Annotated in this window: 21 protein-coding genes; 10 read left to right on the forward strand and 11 right to left on the reverse strand. The window is 66.9% G+C overall.

Features of this window, described 5'->3' with window-relative positions; translation table 11 throughout:
* Positions 1 to 97: 97 nt before the first annotated feature.
* The gene (gene putA / locus P0Y52_12660) at positions 98 to 3,214 is read right to left on the reverse strand and encodes a bifunctional proline dehydrogenase/L-glutamate gamma-semialdehyde dehydrogenase PutA (GenBank protein ID WEK57383.1); all 3,117 of its coding nucleotides are present in this window, start codon (positions 3,212 to 3,214) and stop codon (positions 98 to 100) included.
* A gap of 118 nt (positions 3,215 to 3,332) precedes the next feature.
* On the opposite strand from putA, the gene P0Y52_12665 reads away from it, so the two are divergent.
* Positions 3,333 to 3,794: an Lrp/AsnC ligand binding domain-containing protein gene (locus P0Y52_12665; GenBank protein WEK57384.1), complete on the forward strand. Its 462-nt coding sequence runs from the start codon at positions 3,333 to 3,335 to the stop codon at positions 3,792 to 3,794.
* A gap of 73 nt (positions 3,795 to 3,867) precedes the next feature.
* Positions 3,868 to 4,953, forward strand: a complete 1,086-nt coding sequence (locus P0Y52_12670; protein WEK57385.1) for a glycosyltransferase family 1 protein — start codon at positions 3,868 to 3,870, stop codon at positions 4,951 to 4,953.
* 167 nt (positions 4,954 to 5,120) lie between these two features.
* On the opposite strand, the gene P0Y52_12675 is transcribed toward P0Y52_12670, so the two are convergent.
* From P0Y52_12675 to phnC, 4 genes are all read right to left on the reverse strand, one after another.
* Positions 5,121 to 6,191, reverse strand: a complete 1,071-nt coding sequence (locus P0Y52_12675) for a substrate-binding domain-containing protein (protein WEK57386.1) — start codon at positions 6,189 to 6,191, stop codon at positions 5,121 to 5,123.
* A 114-nt stretch (positions 6,192 to 6,305) separates the two neighbouring features.
* Complete coding sequence (gene phnE, locus P0Y52_12680) at positions 6,306 to 7,049, reverse strand: phosphonate ABC transporter, permease protein PhnE (protein WEK59495.1); 744 nt, start codon at positions 7,047 to 7,049, stop codon at positions 6,306 to 6,308.
* 77 nt (positions 7,050 to 7,126) lie between these two features.
* Positions 7,127 to 8,131: a phosphate/phosphite/phosphonate ABC transporter substrate-binding protein gene (gene phnD, locus P0Y52_12685; protein WEK57387.1), complete on the reverse strand. Its 1,005-nt coding sequence runs from the start codon at positions 8,129 to 8,131 to the stop codon at positions 7,127 to 7,129.
* Positions 8,128 to 8,925 carry a phosphonate ABC transporter ATP-binding protein gene (phnC, locus tag P0Y52_12690; GenBank protein WEK57388.1) on the reverse strand — a complete coding sequence of 266 codons (798 nt, stop codon included), beginning with the start codon at positions 8,923 to 8,925 and terminating at the stop codon, positions 8,128 to 8,130. The genes phnD and phnC overlap by 4 nt, the downstream gene beginning before the upstream one ends.
* A gap of 261 nt (positions 8,926 to 9,186) precedes the next feature.
* Between phnC and P0Y52_12695 the strand changes: the two genes are divergently transcribed.
* The 6 genes from P0Y52_12695 (at position 9,187) to P0Y52_12720 (ending at position 14,427) form a co-directional block, all read left to right on the forward strand.
* Positions 9,187 to 10,449 carry a type III PLP-dependent enzyme gene (locus P0Y52_12695; protein ID WEK57389.1) on the forward strand — a complete coding sequence of 421 codons (1,263 nt, stop codon included), beginning with the start codon at positions 9,187 to 9,189 and terminating at the stop codon, positions 10,447 to 10,449.
* A gap of 116 nt (positions 10,450 to 10,565) precedes the next feature.
* A complete protein-coding gene (locus tag P0Y52_12700) occupies positions 10,566 to 11,618 on the forward strand; it encodes a deoxyhypusine synthase (GenBank protein ID WEK57390.1) in 1,053 nt (350 codons plus the stop codon).
* A gap of 108 nt (positions 11,619 to 11,726) precedes the next feature.
* Positions 11,727 to 12,047 (forward strand): ribonuclease, encoded by a 321-nt coding sequence (locus P0Y52_12705; protein WEK57391.1) that lies wholly within the window; start codon positions 11,727 to 11,729, stop codon positions 12,045 to 12,047.
* Positions 12,048 to 12,119: 72 nt separating this feature from the next.
* Entirely contained in the window at positions 12,120 to 12,623 is a 504-nt protein-coding gene (locus P0Y52_12710; GenBank protein ID WEK57392.1) for a hypothetical protein, read from the forward strand.
* Positions 12,623 to 13,444, forward strand: coding sequence for a phosphatase PAP2 family protein (locus tag P0Y52_12715; protein WEK57393.1), 822 nt, complete (start codon positions 12,623 to 12,625; stop codon positions 13,442 to 13,444). Before P0Y52_12710 ends, P0Y52_12715 begins: the two co-directional genes overlap by 1 nt.
* Positions 13,444 to 14,427: a NosD domain-containing protein gene (locus tag P0Y52_12720; protein WEK57394.1), complete on the forward strand. Its 984-nt coding sequence runs from the start codon at positions 13,444 to 13,446 to the stop codon at positions 14,425 to 14,427. The genes P0Y52_12715 and P0Y52_12720 overlap by 1 nt, the downstream gene beginning before the upstream one ends.
* Here P0Y52_12720 and aguB read toward each other — a convergent pair whose 3' ends face one another.
* The 5 genes from aguB to P0Y52_12745 form a co-directional block, all read right to left on the reverse strand.
* Complete coding sequence (aguB, locus tag P0Y52_12725; GenBank protein WEK57395.1) at positions 14,428 to 15,294, reverse strand: N-carbamoylputrescine amidase; 867 nt, start codon at positions 15,292 to 15,294, stop codon at positions 14,428 to 14,430. It abuts the gene before it with no gap.
* A complete protein-coding gene (locus P0Y52_12730) occupies positions 15,295 to 16,308 on the reverse strand; it encodes an agmatine deiminase family protein (GenBank protein WEK57396.1) in 1,014 nt (337 codons plus the stop codon).
* 211 nt (positions 16,309 to 16,519) lie between these two features.
* Entirely contained in the window at positions 16,520 to 18,970 is a 2,451-nt protein-coding gene (locus tag P0Y52_12735; GenBank protein ID WEK57397.1) for a TonB-dependent receptor, read from the reverse strand.
* A 173-nt stretch (positions 18,971 to 19,143) separates the two neighbouring features.
* Positions 19,144 to 20,241 (reverse strand): capsular biosynthesis protein, encoded by a 1,098-nt coding sequence (locus tag P0Y52_12740; protein WEK57398.1) that lies wholly within the window; start codon positions 20,239 to 20,241, stop codon positions 19,144 to 19,146.
* Between the two features lie 353 nt (positions 20,242 to 20,594).
* Complete coding sequence (locus tag P0Y52_12745; GenBank protein ID WEK57399.1) at positions 20,595 to 21,743, reverse strand: OmpA family protein; 1,149 nt, start codon at positions 21,741 to 21,743, stop codon at positions 20,595 to 20,597.
* A gap of 199 nt (positions 21,744 to 21,942) precedes the next feature.
* Here P0Y52_12745 and P0Y52_12750 point away from each other — a divergent pair, with 199 nt between their 5' ends.
* Positions 21,943 to 22,848 carry an SDR family NAD(P)-dependent oxidoreductase gene (locus P0Y52_12750; GenBank protein ID WEK57400.1) on the forward strand — a complete coding sequence of 302 codons (906 nt, stop codon included), beginning with the start codon at positions 21,943 to 21,945 and terminating at the stop codon, positions 22,846 to 22,848.
* Positions 22,849 to 23,073: 225 nt separating this feature from the next.
* Positions 23,074 to 24,276 (forward strand): acetyl-CoA C-acyltransferase, encoded by a 1,203-nt coding sequence (locus P0Y52_12755; GenBank protein ID WEK57401.1) that lies wholly within the window; start codon positions 23,074 to 23,076, stop codon positions 24,274 to 24,276.
* A 78-nt stretch (positions 24,277 to 24,354) separates the two neighbouring features.
* On the opposite strand, the gene P0Y52_12760 is transcribed toward P0Y52_12755, so the two are convergent.
* Entirely contained in the window at positions 24,355 to 25,062 is a 708-nt protein-coding gene (locus tag P0Y52_12760) for a YafY family protein (GenBank protein ID WEK57402.1), read from the reverse strand.
* Between the last annotated feature and the right edge of the window lie 67 nt (positions 25,063 to 25,129).

The following is a 25,129-nucleotide window of genomic DNA, read 5'->3' on the forward strand; positions in this document are numbered from 1 at the left end:
AGGCAAGTCCGCCCCCTCCCGTGACATGCCTTCATCCGCAAACCGTCCGACTTGGCCTGGGGCGACCGGATCAGGCCTGCCCTCCCAGGCGCCTACCTTACAAATTCAACAGCGCCGGATCGCCGCCCTGGGCCGCAATGTTGACGCTGATGGCCTTCTCGGCGGCGTAGCGGATCAGGCTGTTGGGGCCGCCGGCCTTGGGGCCGGTGCCGCTGAGGCCTTCGCCGCCGAAGGGCTGGACGCCGACGACGGCGCCGATGATCGAGCGGTTCACATAGACGTTGCCGGCCGGGACCAGACGCACGACCTCGTCGGCGAAGGCCTCGATGCGGCTGTGGACGCCCAGGGTCAGGCCATAGCCGCGCGCGGCCAGCTTGGCGGCGACCGACTTCAGGTCCTTCGAGTCATAGCGATAGACGTGCAGGATCGGGCCGAAGACCTCGCGCTCGAGGAAGTCGGGCGTGGGGATTTCGGCGATGGTCGGTGCGAACAGGTCGCCCTTGTCCGAACCGGGCGCCAGTTCGGCGCGGGCGACGATCTTGGCGTCTTTCGACAGGCGCTCGACGTGCACTTCCAGATTGGCGCGGCTTTCGGCGTCGATCACCGGACCGATGTCGGTCGTCGGGTCGGTCGGGTCGCCGATCACCTGGGTCGCGAGAGCGCCCTTCAGGCCTTCGATCAGGGCGTCGGCGGCTTCCTTGGGCGCATAGAGGATGCGCAGGGCCGAGCAACGCTGACCGGCCGAGCCAAAGGCCGACAGGATGACGTCGTCGATGACCTGTTCCTTCAGCGCCGTGGTGTCGACGAACATGGCGTTCAGGCCGCCCGTTTCAGCGATGAAGGGGATGATGGCGCCGGGGCGCGCAGCCAGGCCGCGGTTGATGGCGCTGGCCGTGTCGGTGCCGCCGGTGAAGGCCACGCCGTCGATGCCGGGATGGTTGGTGAGCGCCGCGCCGACCACCTCGCCGCGACCGGGGACCAGGGCCAGCAGGTCGGGGTTCAGACCGGCCTTGTAGAAGAGGCGGACGGCCTCGGCGGCGATCAGCGGGGTCTGCTCGGCGGGCTTGGCCACCACGGCGTTGCCGGCGGCCAGGGCCGCCGCGATCTGACCGGCGAAGATGGCCAGAGGGAAGTTCCACGGGCTGATGGCGGCGAAGACGCCACGGCCGTGCAGGACCAGCTGGTTGGTTTCGCCGGTCGGGCCCTTCAGCGTCTGGGCGCCGCCGAAGTCGCGCTCGGCCAGCAGGGCGTAATAGCGGCAGAAGTCGGCGGCTTCGCGCACCTCGGCCACACCGTCGTTCAGCGTCTTGCCCGCTTCGCGCGACAAGAGGGCGACCAGGCGGTCCATGTCGGCTTCCAGCCCGTCAGCCATGGCGCGCAGGATGGGGGCGCGACCAGCCCCTCCGATGCGGTCCCAGGCGACCTGGGCGTTGGCGGCGGCGTTCACGGCGGCATCGACGTCCTCGACCGAGGCTTCCGACACATGGCCGAGAACCTGCGAGCGGTCAGCCGGGTTGGTCACATCCTGCGGGTTCACACCTGCCCGGAGTTTGCCGCCGATGATGGGGCCGGACGTCAGCTTCTCGCTGTCGACCCGCTCCAGAGCCTTGGCGTGACGTTCACGGTCGGCGGCCTGCGAATAGTCGCGGCCGAGGGAGTTCTGGCGATCGCCGTAGATGTTCATGGGAACCGGAATCCTGGGGTGACGGTCGGGCTGGGCCTCGACGGCGGTGATGGGGTCGGCGGCGACAGCGGCCGCAGGAACGCGCTCGTCCAGCAGGGCGTGAACGAAGGAGGAGTTGGCGCCGTTTTCCAACAGGCGGCGCACCAGATAGGGCAGCAGTTCTTCGTGACCGCCGACGGGGGCGTAGGCGCGGACGATGACGCTCTCGTCGGCCCAGGCCTCTTGCGCGGCGTCATAGAGGGCCTCGCCCATGCCGTGCAGACGCTGATGCTCGATGGTCACATTGCGGTCGCGGGCCATGCGGCGCACGGCGGCCAACGTATGGGCGTTGTGGGTGGCGAATTGGGCGTAGATGTAGGGCGAGGCCTCGATCAGGGCCTTGGCGCAGACCAGATAGTTCAGATCGGTCGCGGGCTTGGTGGTGAAGACCGGATAGTCGGTGCGGCCCATGACCTGGGCGCGCTTGATCTCGGTGTCCCAATAGGCGCCCTTGACCAGCCGTACCATCAGGCGGCGGCCTGAGGACTTGGCCAGATCCGCCAGCTTCTGCACCGTCTCGGTCGTGCGCTTCTGATAGGCCTGAACGGCCAGCCCAAGACCCTTCCAGTCGCCCAGTTCCGGCTCGCGGGCCAGACGCTCCAGCAGCTTCAGCGACAGGGCCAGACGGTCCGCCTCTTCGGCGTCGATGGTGTAGTTGATGTCGTACTTGGCGGCGATCAGGGCCAGACGCAGGATGCGGGGATAGAGTTCTTCCCAGACGCGGTCTTCCTGCGTGGCCTCATAGCGCGGCGAAAGGGCCGACAGCTTGACCGAGACGCCGTGACCGGCCTCAGGCCCCTGGCCCTTGGCGGTCTTGCCGACGGCGGTGATGGCGTCGGCGTAGATCTTTTCGTAGCGCTCGGCGTCGGCGACGGTGCGGGCGCCCTCGCCCAGCATGTCGAAGCTGCACAGCCAGCCCTCGCGGTCCGACCGTTTCAACGCGCCTTCGATGGTGCGGCCGACGACGAACTGCTCGCCCATGATCTTAACGGCGGTGGCCACGGCCTGACGGATGACCGGTTCGCCCAGACGCCCGGCGATGCGCTTGAGGAAGCCCGACAGGTCGGTCTTGGCCTCTTCGTCGGCGTCGACCAGCTTGCCGGTCAGCATCAGGCCCCAGGTCGAGGCGTTGACGAACAGGCTGTCGGACTGACCCAGGTGCGAGGCCCAGTCGGCGGACCCGATCTTCTCGGCGATCAGACGGTCGCGGGTGTCGGCGTCGGGGGTGCGCAGCAGGGCCTCGGCCAGGCACATCAGGGCCAGACCCTCGCGGGTGCCCAGCGAAAACTCCTGCAGGAAGCTTTCGACCACGCCCTGCTTCTTCTGGCTGGCGCGGGCGTGATCGACCAGAGCGACGGCGTCGCGCAGCACCTCGGCCCGCTCCTCGCGGTCCATAGGCAGGTGGGCCAGCAAGTCAGCGACCGTCCGGCCTTCGTCGCGGAACTTGTTCCGGTCCAGATCATCCCAATGCTTGAGGTCGTTCGGCGTCATGAATCTCACCCTGGGATCAAACCCTTCGATTTATGGCGTATATGGCGGACTTGTCCGAATGTGCATTGTATGATGACCGGCTGAACCAGCGATCCTTCGGCAATAAGGCTCATTCGCCATGCAAACTCTGGACGACACAGACCGCCGTCTGCTGCGCGTGCTGCAGACCGACGGCCGCATCTCCAACGCGGAACTGGCCCGAAGGTGCAATCTGTCGCCCGCCGCCTGCTTCGAGCGGGTCAAGCGGCTGAAGGACAGGAAGGTCATCACCGGCTACGCCGCCCTGATCGACCCAGCCAGCGCTGACCGCGCCCTGCTGATCTTCATCGAGGTGCTGCTGGACCGGACCACGGGCGACATCTTCGACGCCTTCGCCGACGCCGTGCGGCGTCAGCCCGAGGTGCTGGAGTGCCACATGGTCGCCGGCGGCTTCGACTATCTGATCAAGGCGCGGGTGGCCGACATGGACGCCTATCGCGTCTTCCTCGGCGACATCCTGGTGCGGATGCCGGGCGTGCGCGAGACGCGAACCTACGCCGTTCTCGAAGAGGTGAAGTCGACGACGGTCCTGCCGCTTTAAGCCGTCTCGCCTTCGTCATGCGAAGCGGCTAGAACTTCCGGCTCAGCGAAACGGCCCGGGCCCACTCGACTTCATGCGCATTGTTCTGGTCACCGACGCCTGGGAACCCCAGGTCAACGGCGTCGTCCGCACCCTGACCCGCACCGTGGCCGAGTGCCGCGCCATGGGCCATGAGGTCGAGGTCATCGAACCCAGCCAGTTCAAGACCATCCCCTGCCCCACCTATCCCGAGATCCGGCTGGCCCTGGGCGCCGAGGAAGAGATTCGCGAACGCCTGCGCGCCTTCGAGCCGGAGGCGGTCCATATCGCCACCGAAGGGCCGCTGGGCATCGCCACGCGTCGCATCTGCGTGGAGTGGAAGCTGCCGTTCACGACCAGCTATCACACCAAGTTCCCGGAATATGTCTCGGCCCGGTTCCCGATCCCGGTCCAGGTCGGCTACGCCTACATGAAGTGGTTCCACAAGCCGTCGGGCCGGCTGATGGTGGCGACGCCCACCCTGCGCGACGAACTGGTCGAGCACGGCTTCCGCAACGTCTCGCCGTGGACGCGCGGCGTGGACACCGACCTGTTCCGCCCCGATCTTGAGCCCATTTACAAGGAGATGGGCGGCGACGCCTGGCCCCGGCCCTTCTTCCTCAACGTCGGCCGTGTCGCAGTCGAGAAGAACATCGAGGCCTTCCTCGAACTGGACCTGCCGGGCACCAAGATCATCGTCGGCGACGGCCCGGCGCGCGCCGAGCTGGAAGAAAAATATCCTGAGGCCAAGTTCCTGGGCGCCCGCTTCGGCGAGGACCTGGCCCGCTGCTTCGCCGACGCCGATGTTTTTGTCTTCCCCAGCTGGACCGACACCTTCGGCCTGGTGATCCTGGAGGCCATGGGCGCGGGCACCCCGGTCGCCGCCTATCCGGCGCACGGCCCCATCGACATCATCCCCGGTTCAAACGCCGGCGCCATCGACGACGACCTGAAGACCGCCTGCCTGGAAGCCCTGAAGCTGGATCGCAAGGATGTGCGCGCCTACGCCGAGAAGTTCAGCTGGCGCGCCTCGGCCGAGCAGTTCGTCGAGAACCTGCAGCCCTATCCCGAACCCGCGCGCGGCCGCTTCTGGCGCCGCCTGCGCCGCATCGCCCGGCTGAGGCGCAGGGCGGCGGCCTGACCCTTTCCTTCTCCCCTTGTGGGAGGTCTCACTCCGCCTTGACCGCCTGACGCGCAAAGGAAAGCGCCGCGATCTTTCGACCGCGGCGCTCACACCCCTCATCCAAGCGCCTTCGGCGCCCACCTTCTCCCTCAAGGGGAGAAGGGCATGTTAGTGGGCTAGCGCCCTTAGTTCGGGCGGGCCATCGAGGTCATGGCGGCGGCCTTGGCGCGTTCGGCGGTCAGCTGGTCGGCGGGCAGCGGCACCAGGCCGCGGTCCTGCAGATAGCCGCCGCGACCGGCGGAGCCTTCGGACATGAACTCCTGCACGAACTGCTCCAGCCCCGGCGTCACGCCCACATGGGCCTTCTTGACGTAGATGTAGAGGCTGCGGGCCAGGGGGTAGCTGCCGTCGGCGATGGTTTCGACCGAGGGGGCGACGCCGTCGATGGTCTCGGCCTTCACCGTGTCCATGTTCTGCTCCAGGAAGGAGAAGCCGAACACGCCCAGCGAGCCGGGGGTGCGGGTCAGGGTCTGGACGATGGCGTTGTCGTTCTCGCCCGAGTCGACCCAGGCGCCGTCTTCACGCAGGGTATGGGTCAGAGTCTCAAACTTGGTCTTGTCGTCCTTGAAGGCGGCGACGGCGGGGATCAGCTTGCCGCCGGGCGCCATGCCCAGTTCGAGGAAGGCGTCGCGCGTGCCCGAGGTGGGCGGCGGGCCGTAGACCTGGATGCGCTGGTTCGGCAGGCCCTTGTTGACCTCGTTCCACGTCTTGGCCGGGTTGGCGATGAAGGTCCCGTTCGGGCCGGGGACCTCCTTGGCCAGGCCTTCGTAGAGGTCGTTCAGCTCGAAGTTGAAGCTGTTGCCGGTGCGAGCCGTGGCGATGACGATGCCGTCGAAGCCGATCTTGATCTCGACGATGTCGGTGACGCCGTTGGCGACGCAGCGGTCGAACTCGCTCTGCTTCATCGGGCGCGAGGCGTTGGCGATATCGGGGGTCGAGGGACCGACGCCGGCGCAGAAGGCCTGAATGCCGCCGCCGGTGCCCAGCGACTCGATGCGCGGCGCCGCCGTGCCGCCCGAGGTGCGGGCGAAGTTCTCGGCCACGCGGGTGGCGAAGGGGAAGACGGTCGAGGACCCAGCGGCCCAGATGCCCGCGCGGGCCTTCTGGCTGCCGGGGGCGCCGCCCTCATTGTCGCCGCAGGCCGCCAAGGCGAGCAGGGCGGAAGCGCAGGCGGTGAGTTTCAGGGAACGGATCATGGCCGGACCTCTCCAAGTCGTCAGTATGCGACGCTTTAGAGCAGCAGAGTGTGACGGTCCGGCCAGACCTTTGTGACAGTCAGAGCAAACCTTGCGGCCGCCCGCAAACGCCGGCTAGAGCAGGCGCTTGCGCATGATCTGCGACAGGCTGTCGATCAGGGTCACGGCGATGACCACGATGATGACGATGGCCGAGACGGCGCGGAAGTCGAAGGCGTTCATGCTGTCGAACAGCACCTGACCGATGCCGCCGGCGCCGATCAGGCCGAGGACCGTGGCCGAACGGCTGTTGGACTCGAAACGATAGAGGGCGAACGAGGTCCACAGCGGCGCCACCTGAGGGATCACCCCCCAGACGATTTCGTGCAGCTTGGAGGCGCCGGTGGCGCGCACACCCTCGACCGGACCCTTGTCGATCGACTCGACCGCTTCCGAGAACAGCTTGGCCAGAACGCCGGCCGTGTTCAGGGTGATGGCGAGCACGCCGGCCAGGGGGCCGAGACCCACGGCGGTGACGAACAGCAGGCCAATGACCAGATCAGGCACCGAACGCAGCAGGTTCATGATCCAGCGCACCGGGGTCACGACCCACTGGGGGGCCATGTTGCGGGCGGCGGCCAGACCCAGGGGAATGCCGAACAGCACGGCCAGGAAGGTGCCCCACAGGGCGATCTGGACCGTCTCCCACATCTTGCCGACGAACATCCTCCACTGGGAGAAGTCCGGGCGCATCAGATCATGGACGAACAGGGCGGTGCTCTCGTTGCCCGAGAACAGACGCGAGATATTGCCCAGGTCGACGGCGTCGATGCTGTAAAGCAGGACGGCGATCACGCCGCCCCAGACCAGGACGTCCATCGCCCAGGAGACGGCGGACTTTTGCGGCGCGGCCGGAACAGCGCCCGCCGTCGCCGACGGCGTCAGGGGAGCAGAGGTCAAGGCTGGACCTCACGCAGGCTGCGAAGGCGCTGAAGCTCGGCGGTCGCGGCGGCGGCGCCGGCCTTGTCGCCCTTGGCTTCGGCTTCGCCGCGCTTCTGGTCGGCGATCATTTCGCGGATCGGGTTCAGGTAGCTGTCGTCGGCGGCGGCGAAGCGCGAATATTCCAGACCGGCCAGAACCTTGCGCTGACGCTCGGCTTCCGGGCCCTCGCCCTGACCATAGGTCAGGAAGAAGCTGCGGATCTTTTCCTTCAGCGCCGGGTCCAGATCCTCGCGCACGACGATGCCGCTCTCGGGGATCGGCGGGGAGGTCCAGATCTCCTCGATCTGATCGGCCAACTGCGGGTTTTCGCGGCGGATGAAGATGGTGTTGACGCTGTTCGAGGTGGCGACGTCGATCACGCCCGTGGCCACGCCGAAGGCGTTGGCCTGATGGTTGGCCGAGCGCACCGTCTTGAAGCACTGCGACGGCACGACGCCGCGGGCGTTGAACAGGAAGGTCATGGGCGCGAGCGTGCCCGAGGTCGACTGGGCGTCGCCGATGCCGAAATTATACTGCTTGCCACAGGCCAGCACCTTGTCGAGCGTAATGCCCGAACCCTTCTTGACGATCAGGGTCGACTGATAGCTGTCCAGGCCCTCGCGGTTGACCGTGCGGGCGATGACCTCGGCCTTGGCGCGGTCGATGGCCTCGACCTCAGGCTTGGCCGAGAACCAGCCCACCTGGGTGTGGTTGCCGCGCATGGCCTCGACCAGCACGGTGTAGTTGGACCCGAAGTAGGGCTTCACCGTCACGCCGATCGACTTGGACATGTCGTCCAGCAGCGGCTGCCACAGGGGGCCGGACGAGGCCTGGCCTTCGGCCGACAGGATGGAGAAGGTGATCTCGGTCGGGGCGGCGCCCGGAGCCTTTTCCTCGCCCTTGCCGCAGGCGGCGAGGCCCAGGCTCAGGCTGACGGCGGCGACGCCGAGCAGGCGGCGGGTGATGGCGGTGCGGGTCATGCCTTGGCTTCCCAGAACGCGTCCTCATACTCAGGACCGTAGATTTCAATCAGGCGCTTGGAGTCCAGACCGGTCGAGGGGCCGTCATAGACCACCTTGCCCTTTTGCAGGGCGATGACGCGGTTGCAGTAGCGGATGGCGTAGTCGACCTGGTGCAGGGTGACGATCACGCCCATGCCGTCGCGCTTGTTCAGCTCGACCAGCAGTTCCATGACCTTGCGGGCCGAGACCGGGTCCAGCGAGGCGACCGGCTCGTCGGCCAGGATGGCTTGCGCTCCCTGGACGATGGCGCGGGCGATGGCGCCGCGTTGCTGCTGGCCGCCCGACAGGGTGTTGGCCCGCTGGGCGGCGTAGTCGGACACGCCGACGCGGTGAAGCGCCGCCATGGCCCGCTCGCGGTCGACCCTGGGCCAGACGCCGAACAGGCCGCGCCAGCCGGGCAGACGCCCGAGGGCGCCCAGCATGACGTTGGAAAAGAGCGACAGACGCCCCACCAGATTGAACTGCTGGAAGATCATGCCCAGCTTGCCGCGCGCACGACGCACAGCGCCGGTGATGCGGCCGTTCTGCTGAACGGTCTCGCCGAACACCTGAATCGTCCCCTGGCCGGGGTCGATGGGGTGCATTCCGGTGATGGAGCGCAGCAGGGTGGACTTGCCCGATCCGGAAGGACCGATCAGGGCGACCATCTCGCCGGCGGCCACTTCGACGGACACGCCGTCGAGCGCCTTTCGGGCTCCGTAGGTCTTTGACACATCCCGTACGGACGCGACGGCGGCGGTTGAAGGATTCATGAACCCGTGGGTGGCGGTTGCAACAGGGGCGCCGCATGACGCGCCACGCGCGTTTCGACAAGTCTTAATGGCACGCCTGCGTCGTTTTCGTCCAGTGCGAGGGGCCTTTGCACCGGTTCCCCTGTGGATCAGGTCATGAAATTACCGCTTTACATGACGGTTCAGCATCCCTACATCGCGCGTTCCGGCGGACCCCGTGGTCTAACCGTTAAGCGCTGCTAACGCCGGTCTGGGTTAACAATTAGCAGGGGGTTACGTGAATTGCGCACGTACCAACTTCCCCTGGACCTGGTCCGTGAGCGGTCCCCTGAACGTCCCGTCGCCCTCGTGCGACCGCGTTCGGTTTCCGTAGCGGCGCGCTGGTTCCAGGACAATTTAAAAGCCGACGTCTTCTATGCAGTGAAGGCGAACCCATCGCGCTGGGTCATCGAGACCCTGGTCGAGCAGGGCGTCAACGCGTTTGACGTCGCCTCGCTGGCCGAGATCGAGCTGGTTCGCTCGGTCAGCCCGAACGCGCGTCTGGCCTTCATGCACCCGGTCAAGAGCCGGGGCGCGATCCGTGCGGCCTACGCCGATCACGGCGTGCGCACCTTCGTGCTCGACAGCCATGACGAGTTGCAGAAGATCATCGAGGCGACCGACAATGCCGACGACCTGAACCTGGTCGTGCGCATGGCCGTCTCGGCGGACGGCGCGGCCTATTCCCTGTCGGGCAAGTTCGGCGTCTCGCCGGATCAGGCCCCCGGCCTGCTGCTGGCCGTGCGCCAGGCGGTTCAGGACGGCCTGATGGGCGTGTCGTTCCATGTCGGGTCGCAGTGCATGCGCCCGTCGGCCTATGAAGCGGCGATGAGCCAAGTCGGTCGCGCCATCAAGAAGGCGGGCGTCTTCGTCGACATCGTCGATGTCGGCGGCGGCTTCCCTTCGGTCTATCCGGGCATGGTCCCGCCGGACCTGAGCGAATACGCCGACGCCATCCATCGCGGCTTCAACGAGATGCCGGTGTCCGAAACGACCGAGCTGTGGTGCGAACCCGGCCGGGCGCTGGTCGCCGAATCGTCGTCGGTGCTGTGCCGCGTGGACCTGCGCAAGGGTGATGCTCTTTATCTGAACGACGGGTCCTATGGCTCGCTGTTCGACGCCACCCACTCGCGCTGGCCCTTCCCGACCAAGCTGGTTCGGGATGCGGACGCTTCGTCGGAGCTGAAGCCCTTTCGCTTCTACGGCCCGACCTGCGACAGCATCGACCACATGCCGGGCCCCTTCTGGCTGCCGGCCGATGTGCAGGAAGGCGACTTCATCGAAATCGGCATGCTCGGCGCCTATGGCGTGGCCATGACGACCGGCTTCAACGGCTATGGCGAACACGAGATCGCCGTGGTCGAGGACGCCCCGATGGGCTCGATGTACGGCCTGGCCCCGCGTTCCATCCCGACCGTGCGCACCACGGCGGAAGAGACCGCGCGCAAGATCGTTCGCCTGTCGCGCCCCAAGGGCAAGGCCGGCGTGCGCAAGCGCAAGCGCTGATCGACTGACCCAAAACCGTCTTCGGACGTTGATATGATCTGCAGCGGCCCGTCGCTCCGTCCGGGCCGCTGCTTCTTCTTGGCGACGGGCGCTCATATCCCAGGGAAACCGCCGAAATGAACGCTCCCGTTCAGTCGAACCAGAAGGCTGCGCTGCTGCAGAACACCGTCGAGCACGTCGACATGACCAGCTTCGACGCGCGCCCGATCATCGACAGCATGCGCAAGATGTCCTTCAGCTCGCGCGACACGGCCCGCGCCGCCGACATCTTCTCCATGGCCATCGAGGACAAGGACTGCTCGCCCTGGCTGATCCTGGCCGGCTCGACCTCGGCGGGCGGCTGCATGCATGTTTATCGTGACATGGTGAAGTTCGGCATGGTCGACGCCATCGTCGCCACCGGCGCCTCGATCGTGGACATGGATTTCTTCGAGGCCCTGGGCTTCAAGCACTATCAGGCCGCCGGCGAGGTGGACGACAACGTCCTGCGCGACAACTACATCGACCGGATCTACGACACCTATATCGACGAGGAAGAGCTCCAGGCCTGCGACCACACCATCCTGGAGATCGCCAACCGTCTGGAGCCGCGGGGCTATTCCAGCCGTGAGTTCATCTGGGAAATGGGCAAGTGGCTGTCCGAGGGTAATGCGAAAAAGCCCGGCTCGCTGATCCAGACCGCCTATGAAGAAGGCGTGCCGATCTTCTGCCCGGCCTTCGTCGACTCATCGGCTGGATTCGGCCTGGTCAAGCACCAGAAAGAGCGCGCCGCCGCCGGCCTGCCCTATCTGATGCTGGACGCCATCGCCGACTTCCGCGAACTGACCGACATCAAGATCGCCGCCGGCGTGACCGGCCTCTTCATGGTCGGCGGCGGCGTGCCCAAGAACTTCGCCCAGGACACCGTGGTCTGCGCCGAGATCCTGGGCGTCGAGGCCGAGATGCACCGCTATGCGGTCCAGATCACCGTCGCCGACGTCCGCGACGGCGCCTGCTCGTCCTCGACGCTGAAAGAAGCCGCCTCCTGGGGCAAGGTTCAGACCACCCACGAACAGATGGTCTTCGCCGAGGCCACGACCGTCGTGCCGCTGATCGGCTCCGACGCCTATCACCGGGGCGCCTGGAAGACCCGCGAGAAGCGCCGCTGGAACAAGCTGTTCGGGAAGTAAAAAAGATCCGGCCACGGATCATGGGCCGGCGGAGAACTCCGCCGGCTTTTTTCTTGTCGGAACCCCAGGCGGGGCCCTCCGCGTTGTTCCTGCAACAAGGAGACGACGATGGCCGATCCCAGGACCGATACCGAAGAAGCCCGCGAAGCCGCCGCCATGGGTGAAAAGCCCGACCGGGGCCATACCGCCGACGCCCTGAAGACCGCGCTGGAGGGCACCGATATGGGTTCCGACACCCGCGCCGGATCGCTGCGCGGCGGCTCCGCGTCCGGCTCGGACATCGACCCGGACCAGGACGCGATCAACGAGGCCTTGGCCGCCGAAGGGCTCCGGTCCAAGGGCGAGGGCTCCAAACCGGCAGGCGGCCCGGCCGAGGCGCGCAAGTCGACCGGCCAGCCCGGCGACGATGTGGATGCGCCAACCGGTTGAACCGCCTTGCTGCCGCCGCACGGATGGGCCACGGTGCGGATCAAGTTGAACAGTCTCAAGGACGTAGGCGGGATGAAGCGTAGCGTGGCAGCCGTCGCCGTGGCCCTCACGGTCGGTCTTATCGGATGCGACGAGCGTAGCGAGGCTGCGCCCGAGATCGCCTCCTCCGCCGCCACGCCTGACGCGCCCCCGGTCGCAGCGCCGGTGGCCGCCGCCTCCCCCGCCGACGCCTCCGCCACGACGGTCGGCGCCGCGCCGATCGTGGGCGCGCCGGCCTTCGCCGCCCTCTATCCCGGCGCTCAGGCAGATGGCCCGGCCACCGTGGCCGCCGGCCCTACCGGCCCTGGCGGTCTGATCACCTTCACCACCGACGCCGACCCCGACGCCGTGGTCGCCTTCTATCGCCAGCGCGCCGAGGCCGCCGGCCTGGCCCCGGTCATGGCCATGAACCAGGGCGAGGCCCGCGCCTATGGCGCCGCCGCCCGCAAGGAGAACGGCGCCACGTTGCAGGTCGTCGCCTCGCCGGGCGAAGGCGGACTGACCTCGGTCCAGTTGACCTGGAGCGCCGGGGCCTGATGCGGAGCCGGGGGGCCTTCATCGTCGCCGCCGCCACAGCGGCCCTGCTCTCGGCCTGCGCCGGCACCCCCGCCGCCCTGCGTCCCCAGGCGGTTCAAGCCGCCACCCCCGAAGCCAAGGGCTATCTCAGCGGATCGCTGATCCAGGCCCTGGCCGACGCCACGCCCCCGCCGCCCGTCGCCGGGTCGCCGACCGATCTGGCCGACAAGGCGCGCTCGCACCAGTTCAAGGCGCTGGAAGACAGCGACCGCTGGCTGCTGGCCACCGCCCACGCCGAACTGCGTCCGCCGCTGGCCCTTCAGCATTTTGATTGCGTTCTCGACGTGCGACTGGGCTCGGCGACAACGCCGAACCTGAACCGCCTGATGCAGCGGCTGTTCGACGATTCCGATGCGGCGGCTGAACTGGTCAAGGCGCGCGGCTTCCGCGCCCGCCCCGTCGGCGACGATCCCGAGCGCCGCCCCTGCCAACGCCTGACCGAGGCGGGGCGCAAGAGCGCCTCCTATCCGTCGGGCAGTTCCACCGTCGCCACCGTCTATGGCGAGGCCTTCGCCGCGCTGGAGCCGCAGCGCGCCGCCGAGGTCCGCCGCATCGCCCACGCGATGGGCCTCAGCCGACTGGTTTGCGGCATGCACTATCCCAGCGATGTCGCCGCTGGCGAGGTGCTGGGCAAGGCCGTATTCGAGGCTGCATCCGCTACGCCCGGTTTCGACGCCGATCTGGCCGCCGCCCGCGCTGAACTGACCGCCGCCCGCGCCACCGGCCTGACCAGCCCGGGCTGCGCGTCTGAGCGTCTGGCCTTGGCCACCCCCCTGCCCTGATGGCGGCCTGGCTGGCGGCGCTGTGGCTGAGCGCGTCGCCTGATGTCGGAAGTCTGGGCGCCTGGGCCCTGCCCGCCGCCCGCCGCTGCACCGCCGCTGAATTGGGCGAACTGACCGCCGATGCGACGACACCCTTTCGTCTGACCTGTCGCGCCGTCCTGGCTGGCCAGAGCATCCGCCGTCCCATCCTGATCGAAGGCGCCGAGGCCTCGGGCGCCGGGCTGGACTGCAAGGGCGGGGCGGTCGGTCGCCCCGGCGTCACGACCACCACCCGCCAGCCGACCCTCGCCATCTGGTCACGCCGCATCACGGCTGAGCACTGGAGCCGCCCCACCGACATCCGCATCGAGCACTGCACGATCCACGGCGCCGTGCGCGTCTGGGGCATGGGGGCGGACGGCGGCTATGACGACCTGCGGGCCTCGTCGCGCACCGCCGACCACATAGCGACGACGCAGGGCTCGGCGCCCTCACATATAGAACTGGACCGCGTGACCATCGTGGGGACCGGCTCCATCCCCCTCTATGTCGGGCCGGGCGTGACGCGGCTCAGCCTGACAAACTCAACCCTAAGCGGCCGCAGCGACGCCGCCGCCCTCTATCTGGACGCCGAAAGCGCCGACAATCGGATCGAGAACAACAACATCAACGTGGCGACCCAGCGAGAGGCCGTCGCCGTAGACGGCTCGGCGCGCAACCGCATCATCGGCAACCGCTTCACCCTAGGCGGGCGCGGCGGGGTCTTCCTCTACCGCAACTGCGGCGAGCGCGGCGTCATTCGGCACCAGACACCGTCGGAGAATCAGATCACGGACAATGTCTTCTCAAGCGCCGCGCGACTGCGGCCCCAGTGGGTCGTCGTCGGCTCACGCGAGGGCCGGCGCGCCTATTGCCGAGCCGATCGCGGCTATCCCTTCGGCAGCAGCGCCAACGACGGCGATGGCGCCACGAACAATGTCGTGGCGCGCAACACCCGCCGCTGACTAGACTGGGCGGCCCGTGGCCAGGGCGCCGTAGAGTTCCGGGCGACGGTCACGGAAGAAGCCCCAGGCGGCGCGGTACTGATCGAGGAAGTCGAGGTCGAAGGTGTGGACCAGCACGCCCTCCTCGCCCGTCAGGCTCTCGACCAGATCGCCGCGATGATTAGCGATGAAGGAGTGGCCGTAGAAGGTCTGGCCCGCCTCGGTCAGGGTCTCGTGGCCGATGCGGTTGGCGGCGACGACCGGCACGACGTTGGACACGGCGTGACCCTGCATCGCGCGCTGCCACGGCAGGGCGGTGTCCAGTTCGGCGTCATGCGGCTCCGAACCGATAGCGGTCGGATACATCAGGATGTCGGCGCCTTGCAGCGCCATGGCGCGGGCGCTCTCGGGGTACCACTGGTCCCAGCAGATGCCGACGCCGATGCGGCCGAAGCGGGTGCTCCAGACCTTGAAGCCGGTGTCGCCGGGACGGAAGTAGTACTTCTCCTGATAGCCGGGGCCGTCGGGGATGTGGCTCTTGCGATAGACGCCCAGAGCCTCGCCGTCGGCGTCCAGCATGACCATCGAGTTGAAGTAGTGCGGGCCTTCCTTCTCGAAGATCGAGACGGGGATGACCACGCCCAGTTCCTTGGCCACCGGCTGCAGTTGCACCACGGCCGGATGCTCGCGCCACGGATAGGCGGTCGCGAACCAGTGCTCCTCCTGCGTCACGCAGAAGTAGGGACCCTGGAACAGCTCCGACGGCAGGATGACCTGCGCGCCTTTCGCCGCCGCCTGAAGGATCAGGCCGATGGTCTTGTCGATATTGGCCTGCATATCCTCGCCATAGGCGGTCTGCAGGGCGGCGACCGTGACGGTGCGGGCCATTTACGCGGGCTCCTGTTGGCTGATGCAGTGGAAGGATCCGCCGCCGGTCAGGATGGCGTTGGACGGCAGCAGAACGATCTCGCGGTCGGGGAAGACGGTGGCCAGGGCCTCGCCCGCCAGACGCGCGGCCGTGTCGTCGCCATAGGTCGGCACCACGACGGCGCCGTTGGCGATCAGGAAGTTCATGTGGCTGGCCGGGATCGGACGCTCGTCGGCGTCCAGCACCAGACCGGGCGACGGGATGCGCAGGACCTTGATCTGACGCCCGGCGGCGTCCGTGGTCGCCATCAGGGTGCGGGCGGTCTCGTCATAGACCTCGGCGTTGGGGTCCTTGCGACCGAAGGCGATGGGACAGGCGACCACGCCCGGCGCGACGAAGCGGGCCAGGTTGTCGACGTGGCCGTCGGTGTGGTCGTTCAGCAGGCCGTCGCCCAGCCAGACCACCACCTTGGCGCCGACCGAGGCGGCCAGGGCGGCCTCGGCGGCCTCGGCGGTCCAGTTCGTGTTGCGGTTCCTGTTCAGCAGGCACTGGCGCGTGGTCAGGACCGTGCCCTCGCCGTCGTGGTCCAGGGCGCCGCCTTCGAGGATGAAGTCATGGCGCGTCGTCGGCACGCCCGAGAAGGCCGCGATCTGGTCGGCGACCTCGTCGTCATGCGGATAGTCGTACTTGCCGCCCCAGCCATTGACGCTGAAGGTCTGGGCCGTCTTCGAGCCGGCGTTGAAGATCGGGCCGGTGTCGCGCAGCCAGATGTCGCCGAAACGAGCGGCCACGATCTCGATGCCATCGACGCCGTCCAGACGCGCGCGGGCGCCGGGCAGAGCCTCATCATTGCCGACCATCAGCTTGACGTTTTCGCGGCCCGGACCGGCAAGCGCCCGGACCAGGGCCTCGACCTCGTCCTGAGCCTGTTCGAAGTCCTCGCCCCACAGCTCGGCATGGCTGGGCCAGCCGACCCACATGGCGTGGTGCGGCGTCCATTCGGCGGGGATAGCCAAGGTCAGGGGCGGGGTCATGGGCGAAGTCGATCCGAATGGAGAAAGGCAGACCGCGCCAGATAGGGCCTGACGCCCCCCGGTTCAATGTTTACGGGCGATCGGCCCATGACAGAGCAAAGCGCGAGAGGTCCAGATCAATGCGCCTCAAGCAGCGCGAAGCGCCTTGGGCGCAAAAAAGAAAGGGCGGCCCGCTCCGGACCGCCCTTCCCCTTCGATATGTCTACGCGGATTAGAAGGCGTAGGTAACAGTTGCCTGCAGCGTCCGCGGGGCGCCACGGTAGGCATAGGTGGCCTTGGAGGCATCCGATGCGCCCGAGATCGAACCGAAGTATTTCTCGTCGAACAGGTTGACGACGCGCAGGGCCAGACTGGAGCCCTGGTAGCCGAAGTAGCCGAGATCGAACTTGGCGTCCGCGTTCACGACCGTATAGGCCTCAGTGTACAGGTCGTTGACGTCGGTGACCCAACGCTCACCCGTGTACTTGGCTTGCAGGCCGAGCTGAAGCGGGCCGGTTTCGTAGTCGATGCGACCGCCGAAGGTCCAGTCAGGGGTCTCCGTCAGCGACTTGCCGCCGGTCTTGATCAGGTTGAGGCCGTCCAAGTAGTCGTTGGCGATCTCGCTGTCCGTGTAGGACGCTGAGGCGTACAGCGACAGACCTTCGATCGGCGACCAACCAACCTGCGAGTCGAAGCCGTACAGGTCGACGTTGCCCACGTTCGAGTCGAACGAAACGCCCAGGTCTTGGTCGTAACGCGACACGATGCGGTTATCGAACTTCGTGTACCAGACGTTGGCCGAGGCGATCAGCGTGCTCGTCTGGTAGCGGTAGCCGAAGTCGTAAGTCGTCGTCTTTTCCGGCTCGGTGATCGGCGAGGTGATGTCCCCGTCGGTATCGAAGAAGACGGTGTAGAGGTTGTCGGTGCGCGGCAGGGTCAGCGACTGGGCGAACGAGCCATAGACCGAGTGCGCGCCGGAGAAGTTCCAGCTGACGTTCACGTTCGGCAGGATGTCGTCAAACTTAACTTCACGCGAGTAGGGCGCGATGTAGCTCTGGGTACGATTTCCCAGCGTGTAGGTGCCGTCGGGCTTCTTGACCGCAGTTTCGGTCGAGCAAACCACCGAGCTGCTCTTCGACTGCGAGTAGCAGTTCTGGTTCATCTCGCGCTTGAAGAAGGGCGCACGGACGCCGACGTTGACGCGCAGAGAGTCATCCAGGAAGCGACCGGCGTACTCGACCGCGAACTGGTTCAGCGTGGCGTAGGACAGGCGGTCACGCGAACGGATTTCGTAACCGTCCAGGTTGACGATGCGGTGTTCCTTGTCGCGCAGACCAGCGAACGGATCGAAGAAGCGGGGCTCCGACGGGTTCGAGAAGTTGATCAGGCTGTTCAGGCCCGTCTGACGGTGACGAGCGTCGTCCAGCGTGTAGGCGCCGCGCAGGGTCTGCGTGTCCGACAGCTTCCAGATCAGCGACGAGCTGATGCCGTAACGCTGGGTGTGGGTATTGTTGGTCGAGTGGACACGCACGCTGTCCAGGGTGTCGCCGTCGCCGTTCAGGTCAACGCCGCCCGTGGTCTTGGAGCCACGGATCGTGCGATCGGTTTCCGACAGGACGAACTGGCCCGAACCACCGGTCGCCAGGGTGTACTGGAACGACGGGTCGAAGGTGAAGATCAGGTTGTCGCGCAGGGTGAAGCGCGACTGTGCGCGGAGGTTGCCGGTGTCCGACGGGTTCTGACGCAGAGCCCAGAAGCGGTTGGTGTTGGTGTCGGCGTCAGCCACGCCGTTACGGAAAGTCGGTGCCTTGTAGGTGTTGTCGAAGTCGCTGTTCCAGGTCACGCCATTGGCGAGACTGGCCGAACCGTCTGCGTTACGCTGCAGTTGAAGGTCAGCATAGTTGTTGTTGCGGTTGCGGTTCCAGTGACCAGCAAACGAGACAAAGTCGCCGTTGTCGCGCAGCGGCTGATAAATCTTGAAGTTGTACTGGGTTTTGTTGAGGTCGCCCTGGCCTTTGAACTTGTCATACGACTGGTCCGAGTAGGCGAGCCAGGCGCGCGTGCCGAACGGTCCAACTTCACCGGTGTCCAGCTGAGCAAAGACGCGACGGAAGTCGTCATCCCCGAGTGAAGCCTTGATCCGACCGCCGAATTCCGTCCTCGGGTTGATCGAGCTCATGTTGATCGTGCCGCCGGAAGCCGACGCGGTCGGGGAGTCAACGTCGGTCGTGCCGGTGTTGACCGAGGCCGAACCGATCAGCTCGCTGTCCAGCTGCTGGTTCGAATAGAGCGAATAGTTGCCCGAGTCGTTCAGGGGCATGCCGTCGAAGGTCTGCGAGATGCGCGGACCGTCGAAGCCGTGCAGGCGAATGTTGCCGCCCGACGAACCATAGGCGTCGTTGTTTGTGAAGCTCATACCCGGAACCAGGTTCAGGACTTCGTTGATGGTCTGACCAGCAGCCTGGGTCTCGATAAACTCCTGCGTGATCGTGGAACGCGATTTGCCGACCGTTTCAGCAACGATAGCGCCATCGATGCTGCGCGGGCCGCGTTGGCCGGTGACGACAACTTCGCCGATTTCAACAGCAGCGGTGCCGGTCGATTGGGCCGAGGCCGCGCCGGCCATGAGAACGCCGCTCATGAGGGCGGTGGTCGCCCAGAACAGCTGTTTGCGGTTGGTCATCGGTCGGTGTTCCCCAAATGGATTTCGGTAAGGCCACGCACGGCAGGCCCTACGCCTGTCGAGATGGGCTGGGCCTTAAGGGTCCTGCGGGAAGTTTGGGCGACAGTCGTGTGACAGTGATATGACAACGCGCCAGGGTGACTATAACGTCACACCCCTGTGGATTGTCGGAATCAGTCCTGCGCGACCGTAACCCTGGCGAAGGCGTCGGCGACCGCCGCGGCGGTCCAGACCACGGCGCGCGGCTCGTGATAGTTGCCGTTGATCTGACAGCGGGCGATGACATGGGCGCGGAAGCGTGTGAACAGGGCGGGGTCCGCCGCAACAGGCGCGCACCAGAATCCGTCCAGCGGCTGCTGATCCGTCAGACCCTCGAAATCGAAGAAGGCCTGGCCCAGCACCTTGACCGGGGTGTGGAACCCCAGGGCAGACAGGGCCGCGCTGGAATTATTGACCACCATGCCGCATGACGCCCGGCACAGCTGCGCCAGGTTGCCGCCGTCGATGAAGTCCACCCGCCCCGTCAGCCCCCGCTCGGCCGCCAGACGGCGCGTCACGGCGGCCAGATTGACCAGGCCCGGGTCCAGAGGGTGGTTCTTGACCACTAGTCGCCGATCTGGCGGCGCATGGCGCGCAAAGCTGTCCATCACCTCGGCCAGAAAGCCCGCATTGTCGGCAAAACGCGAATAACGCAGCAGTTGGGCGTCACCCTCGCGCTGAAGGCAGGCGATGAAAAAAGGCCCGCGCGCGGCGATGACCTGGGCGTCCAGCTGTCGCGTCGACTGGAAGATCAGGCTGAAATACCGACCGACGTGGCCCAGAAACTGAAGCCAGGCCGGGACCGAATAGGGCGACCGGAAGTACGGATAGAAGGGCCGTCCCAGACCCTGCGCTAGGTGATAGAGACTGATGTTGACCACGTGATGCGGCAGGATCTTGCCGATGGGCCGTGTCACGGGCAGAGGCGGGGGCGGGAAACCATAGCCCTCGGCCTGGCGCGGCAGCCCGCTGGAAGCGTTGACGCCGTTGCGCTCGACCGTCACCCAGTCGGGGCGGAAATAACCGTTCTCCAGCACCCAGACGGCGGCGCCCAGGCGATCAACCTGGGACAGGACCCCCTGATTATACGGCCCGCCCTCTCCGAATACGATGATATCCGTATAGGCGCGGGACAATTCCAGCACCCGCTCCGGCCAACGGCTGGCGCTCTCGCAAAAGGATACGCCGCCGGCCTGGCGCCAGGTCACGGCGTCGCCAGCGTTAAAAATCATACGACCTACGGTGGCGCCCCTTCGCGTCAGGGCTTTCGCCAGAACACGCCCGAATCGACCGAAGGGCGCGGTGACGATCAGAAACCGTCGACCGCGCAGATCGCCTGGGAAGCCTTGCGGGTTACGGTTCTGGTCGGGGTCAAAAGGCGCGAGCAAACGCTGGGGTTCTTTCCGAAAGAGCAGGTGCTCTCATAGAGCCAAGGTTGCACAGATGACAAGCTGAGCCTTCGTCGCCGCCCAGTCCCGAAACGAAGACGCGCCGGATAGCGTATATCCGGCGCGCCTGATGCTTTTCGACCTTCTCAGACCTGCCCCGGGCGAGACATTTCGTCTCGCCCGGAAGCGCTGAAGTCTTAGAAGTTGATGTCGATGGTGGCGCGACGGTTCAGCGGCTCACGCACGCCGTCAGCGGTCGGCTTGGCCAGGACGGTTTCACCCTTGCCGTCGAGGGCGATCACGCCGCCGTTGACGCCTTGGGCGACCAGGGCGTCGGCAACCGTGCGCGAACGACGGTTGGACAGGCCGAGGTTGTAGGCCGGCGAACCCGAGGTGTCGGTGTAACCGACGATCAGGACGCGGGTCGGGGCGCCCGACTTGGCGTAGTTGGCGGCCTGCGTCACCACCGAACGGGCTTCAGCCGTCAGGTCCGAGCGATCCCAGTCGAAGTAGACCACGAACTGACGCGCAGCCGGCTTGGCCGGAGGCGGCGGAGGCGGCGGGGGCGGCGGGGGAGGCGGCGGGGGCGGCGGCGGGGGCGGCGGCGGCGGCGGGGGAGCAGCCGGCTCGGCGCCGAAGGCGTAACGCAGACCCAGGGTCACGGTGTGCGACTGGTCGTAGCTGCCGTCCCATTCGCCGTAAGACGGACCGCCGACAGTCGTCGAATCGAACGCCATGTCGCCCGTCAGGTAGCGGTAGGTCAGGTCGATGTTGGCGCGGTCCGAAATGGCCCAGGCCAGACCCGCGATCGCCTGAGCGGCGAACTTGGTCGAGCTGTCGTCAGCGGTGAAGGTCACGCCGCGGTTGCCGCGGACGGCCCCCACAGTGTCGGTATTGACGCGGTTCACGCCGACGCCGAGACCGACGAAGGGACGGATGCGCCATTCGGGCGAGCCGAAGTCATAGAGGACGTTGGCCATCAGAGTCGTCGACTCGATGTCGCCTTCCGGCGAATAGCAGGGGCCCGTGGCCGGCGTCAGGTTGCAGAGGCCTGCCACGCCGTTGTCGACAGCCCGCACGGTGCCGATGTCGCCCGAGCGGTAGCCGCCTTCCAGTTCAACGCGCCAGTTGGGGTTGAAGCGGTAGCCCAGACGGGCGAACGCCGCCCAACCCGGATTGACTTCCCAATCCCAGGTCTGACCGCCGATAGCCGAGTCCAGCTCGGCGTCGTGTTTAAAGTGATAGCCGGCGTCGATAGCGCCGTACCAGCCGTCCGGTTCAGCCGACGCAACGCCCGCTGCGAACAGCCCGGCGGCGGCGACACTGGCGAGAAGTTTGAGCTTCATAGTGTCCTCACACTCTGTTGATGAGAATGTCGCCGCTTGTGGGCGGTGACGCTCAAAGGCCCGAACGACACAGGATCGCTGCGGTTCCGCCGCTTTCCGCAGGAATGCGACGGGGTGTGGCGCCGTTTCAACACAAACGCCCGTTTTGCACCCCAATCCCGCCTGCTAGGACAGTCTTTAAACAAGACGGAGAGGCAGGATGAGCATCAGGTTCGACGGGCAGGTGGCGATCGTGACGGGCGCAGGCGGCGGTCTGGGCCGCGAACACGCCCTGGCCCTGGCGGCGCGGGGCGCCAAGGTGGTGGTCAATGATCTGGGCGGCGCTCGCGACGGTTCGGGGGGGTCAGCCACGGCCGCCGAGGCCGTGGTCGCTGAAATCGAGGCCGCGGGCGGCGAGGCCATGGCCAATGCGGCCTCGGTCACGGACGCGGCGGCGGTCGAGGCCATGGTGGCCGAGGTCATGGCTCGCTGGGGCCGCATCGACATTCTGGTGAACAACGCCGGCATCCTGCGCGACAAGAGCTTCGCCAAGATGGAGCTGGCCGATTTCCGCCTGGTCATGGACGTTCACCTGATGGGCGCGGTTCACTGCACCAAGGCGGTGTGGGACATCATGCGGGCCCAGAACTATGGCCGTATCGTCATGACCACCTCGTCGTCGGGCCTGTTCGGCAACTTCGGTCAGGCCAACTATGGCGCGGCCAAGATGGCCCTGGTCGGCCTGATGCAGACCCTGGCGATCGAAGGGGCCAAGAACGACATCCGCGTCAACGCCCTGGCGCCGACCGCCCACACTCGCATGACCGAGGACCTGCAAGGCCTGCCGCTGGAGGCTTTGGGGCCGGAACTGGTCTCACCGGGCCTGCTCTATCTGGTCAGCCGCGACGCCCCGACCCGCGCCATCCTGGCCGCCGGCGCCGGCGGCTTCGAACGCGCCTATGTCACCCTGACGCAGGGCGACTTCGCCGTCGGCCCCGACGCCCCCGAACAGGTCGCCGCCCGCTTCGACGCCATCTCGGACCGCGAAAACGAGATCGTGCCGGAGATGGGCGCCGCCCAGGGCATGATCGAATTGACCAAGGCCCAGAAGCATCATGGGTCTTAAGGTGGCCTAGCACCGGCGCGCGGCGCCTCGCTGCTTGAGGCCCGCGCTCACTTCTCAGAAGGCGCCTTGCGTTGACGCCACGTGATGCGCCTATCCTCACTTCAGGCAGGAAACGCGCTCAAGCAGCGAGCGACCGCATCGCCAGCGACAGCGCCCTTTTCGGCGCTCAAGCAGCGAGCGACCGCGTCGCGAGCGATAGCGCCCCAAAAAGAGAGAACCTTCTCGATGCGTGAAGCCGTCATCGTCTCCACCGCCCGCACCCCGATCGGCCGGGCCTATCGCGGGGCCTTCAACGACACCCAGGCGCAGACGCTCGGCGCCCACGCGGTCAGGCACGCGGTCGCGCGCGCCGGCGTCGATCCGGCCGAGATCGAGGACGTCGTCATGGGGGCCGCCCTGCAACAGGGGTCGACCGGGACGAATGTCGCGCGTCAGGTGGCGCTGGCGGCGGGTCTGCCCTCCTCCGTGCCCGGCATGAGCCTGGATCGCCAGTGCGCCTCGGGCCTGATGGGGATCGCCACGGCGGCCAAGCAGGTCATCTTCGACCAGCAGAAGATGGCGGTCGGCGGCGGGCTGGAGAGCATCTCCCTGGTCCAGAACCAGCACATGAACCTCTACCGGATGAAGGACGAGGCGCTGCTGAAGCTGTCGCCCCACATCTATATGTCGATGCTGGAAACCGCCGAGGTGGTCAGCCGCCGCTACAACATCAGCCGCGACGCCCAGGACGAATACGCCCTGCAATCGCAGCAGCGTACGGCCGCGGCCCAGGTGGCCGGTCATTTCGACGCCGAGATCGTGCCGATGACCACCTCCATGCTGGTCATGGACAAGGCGACCGGCGAGACCTCGTCCAAGGAAGTCACCCTGGCCAGGGACGAGGGCAACCGTCCGGACACCACGCTGGAGGGCCTGCAATCGCTGAAACCCGTCTTCGGCGGCGGCGAGGAAATCCAGCAGGGCGAATTCATCACCGCCGGCAACGCCTCGCAGCTGTCGGACGGGGCCTCGGCCTGCGTCGTCATGGAGGCGGGCGAGGCGGTGAAGCGCAACCTGCAGCCGCTCGGCGCCTATCGCGGCATGGCCGTAGCCGGCTGCGAACCGGACGAGATGGGCATCGGCCCGGTCTATGCCGTGCCCAAGCTGCTGAAACGCCACGGCCTGACCATGGACGATATCGGCATCTGGGAACTGAACGAGGCCTTCGCGGTGCAGGTGCTCTACTGCCGTGACAAGCTCGGCATCCCCAACGAGTTGCTCAACGTCTCCGGCGGCGCGGTGTCCATCGGCCACCCCTACGGCATGTCAGGCGCGCGGATGACCGGCCACGTCCTGATCGAGGGCAAGCGGCGCGGCGCCAAATATGGCGTCGTCACCATGTGCATCGGCGGCGGCATGGGCGCGGCGGGTCTGTTCGAAATCTACTAGGCCGGTCAGCCGCGCCCATCATCAAAGTGGCAGGAACCGCAATGCGGTTCATGCTGGCGCGGCAGGTCTGTTCGAAATCTACTGAGGCCCGCACTCGGCGGCCCGCCGCGCCTCCATCGCTGCGAACCAGCGCTGGCGCAGAACGGCGGGCCGACCGGGATAGCGGTCGTTCAGAAACTCGGCGTCGACCACGCGGTCGGCGCGGAAGCTGCGGAAGTCCTCGCGCGTCTCGCACCAGGCCAGCAGCAGACGCGCCCGCTCGTGATAGCCGATCAGGAAGGGCCAGACGACGCGCGTCGTCTCGCGCCCCTGCTCGTCGGCGTAGTGCAGCCGCAGCTTGCGCCCGGCGTGAATCCAGGCCCGCACCTGGGCCAGGTCCACGGTCTCGATCTTCTGCTCCCAGGGCGGGGGCGTGGCCACCGAGGGCTCCAGCACCACCGGACGCAACCGTTCCGGCACGATGGCGGCGATCTTGGCGGTCAGGTCGCGCGCGGCCCGCGCCAGGGCCGGATCGCCGCGCGCCGCCACCCACTGAGCGCCCAACACCGCCGCCTCGATCTCATCGGACGTCAGCATCAGCGGCGGCAGGTCGAAGCCGCCGTCCAGAACATAGCCCAACCCCGCCTCGCCCCGGATCGGCACCCGCTGGCCTAACAGGGCGGCGATGTCGCGGTAGATGGTGCGTTTCGAGGTCTCCAGTTCGGCCGCGATGGCGTCGGCCGTCACCGGACGCGAGGCCCGGCGTAGCACCTGGATGATCTGGAACAGTCGGTCGGCGCGTCTCATGTCCCCACCCTGGCCGAAGACTGCTGACAGCATGGTGGCAGTAGGGTGTCAGTAGTCAAGATGGACC

This window comes from Candidatus Brevundimonas phytovorans (assembly GCA_029203145.1).
GTDB lineage: Bacteria > Pseudomonadota > Alphaproteobacteria > Caulobacterales > Caulobacteraceae > Brevundimonas > Brevundimonas phytovorans.

Bases quoted from the DNA above. Each gene is read 5' to 3' on its own strand.
- putA (WEK57383.1), bottom strand. From the start codon at position 3,214: ATGACGCCGAACGACCTCAAGCATTGGGATGATCTGGACCGGAACAAG.
- P0Y52_12665 (WEK57384.1), top strand. From the start codon at position 3,333: ATGCAAACTCTGGACGACACAGACCGCCGTCTGCTGCGCGTGCTGCAG.
- P0Y52_12670 (WEK57385.1), top strand. From the start codon at position 3,868: ATGCGCATTGTTCTGGTCACCGACGCCTGGGAACCCCAGGTCAACGGC.
- P0Y52_12675 (WEK57386.1), bottom strand. From the start codon at position 6,191: ATGATCCGTTCCCTGAAACTCACCGCCTGCGCTTCCGCCCTGCTCGCC.
- phnE (WEK59495.1), bottom strand. From the start codon at position 7,049: ATGGACGTCCTGGTCTGGGGCGGCGTGATCGCCGTCCTGCTTTACAGC.
- phnD (WEK57387.1), bottom strand. From the start codon at position 8,131: ATGACCCGCACCGCCATCACCCGCCGCCTGCTCGGCGTCGCCGCCGTC.
- phnC (WEK57388.1), bottom strand. From the start codon at position 8,925: ATGAATCCTTCAACCGCCGCCGTCGCGTCCGTACGGGATGTGTCAAAG.
- P0Y52_12700 (WEK57390.1), top strand. From the start codon at position 10,566: ATGAACGCTCCCGTTCAGTCGAACCAGAAGGCTGCGCTGCTGCAGAAC.
- P0Y52_12705 (WEK57391.1), top strand. From the start codon at position 11,727: ATGGCCGATCCCAGGACCGATACCGAAGAAGCCCGCGAAGCCGCCGCC.
- P0Y52_12710 (WEK57392.1), top strand. From the start codon at position 12,120: ATGAAGCGTAGCGTGGCAGCCGTCGCCGTGGCCCTCACGGTCGGTCTT.
- P0Y52_12715 (WEK57393.1), top strand. From the start codon at position 12,623: ATGCGGAGCCGGGGGGCCTTCATCGTCGCCGCCGCCACAGCGGCCCTG.
- P0Y52_12720 (WEK57394.1), top strand. From the start codon at position 13,444: ATGGCGGCCTGGCTGGCGGCGCTGTGGCTGAGCGCGTCGCCTGATGTC.
- aguB (WEK57395.1), bottom strand. From the start codon at position 15,294: ATGGCCCGCACCGTCACGGTCGCCGCCCTGCAGACCGCCTATGGCGAG.
- P0Y52_12730 (WEK57396.1), bottom strand. From the start codon at position 16,308: ATGACCCCGCCCCTGACCTTGGCTATCCCCGCCGAATGGACGCCGCAC.
- P0Y52_12735 (WEK57397.1), bottom strand. From the start codon at position 18,970: ATGACCAACCGCAAACAGCTGTTCTGGGCGACCACCGCCCTCATGAGC.
- P0Y52_12740 (WEK57398.1), bottom strand. From the start codon at position 20,241: ATGATTTTTAACGCTGGCGACGCCGTGACCTGGCGCCAGGCCGGCGGC.
- P0Y52_12745 (WEK57399.1), bottom strand. From the start codon at position 21,743: ATGAAGCTCAAACTTCTCGCCAGTGTCGCCGCCGCCGGGCTGTTCGCA.
- P0Y52_12750 (WEK57400.1), top strand. From the start codon at position 21,943: ATGAGCATCAGGTTCGACGGGCAGGTGGCGATCGTGACGGGCGCAGGC.
- P0Y52_12755 (WEK57401.1), top strand. From the start codon at position 23,074: ATGCGTGAAGCCGTCATCGTCTCCACCGCCCGCACCCCGATCGGCCGG.
- P0Y52_12760 (WEK57402.1), bottom strand. From the start codon at position 25,062: ATGAGACGCGCCGACCGACTGTTCCAGATCATCCAGGTGCTACGCCGG.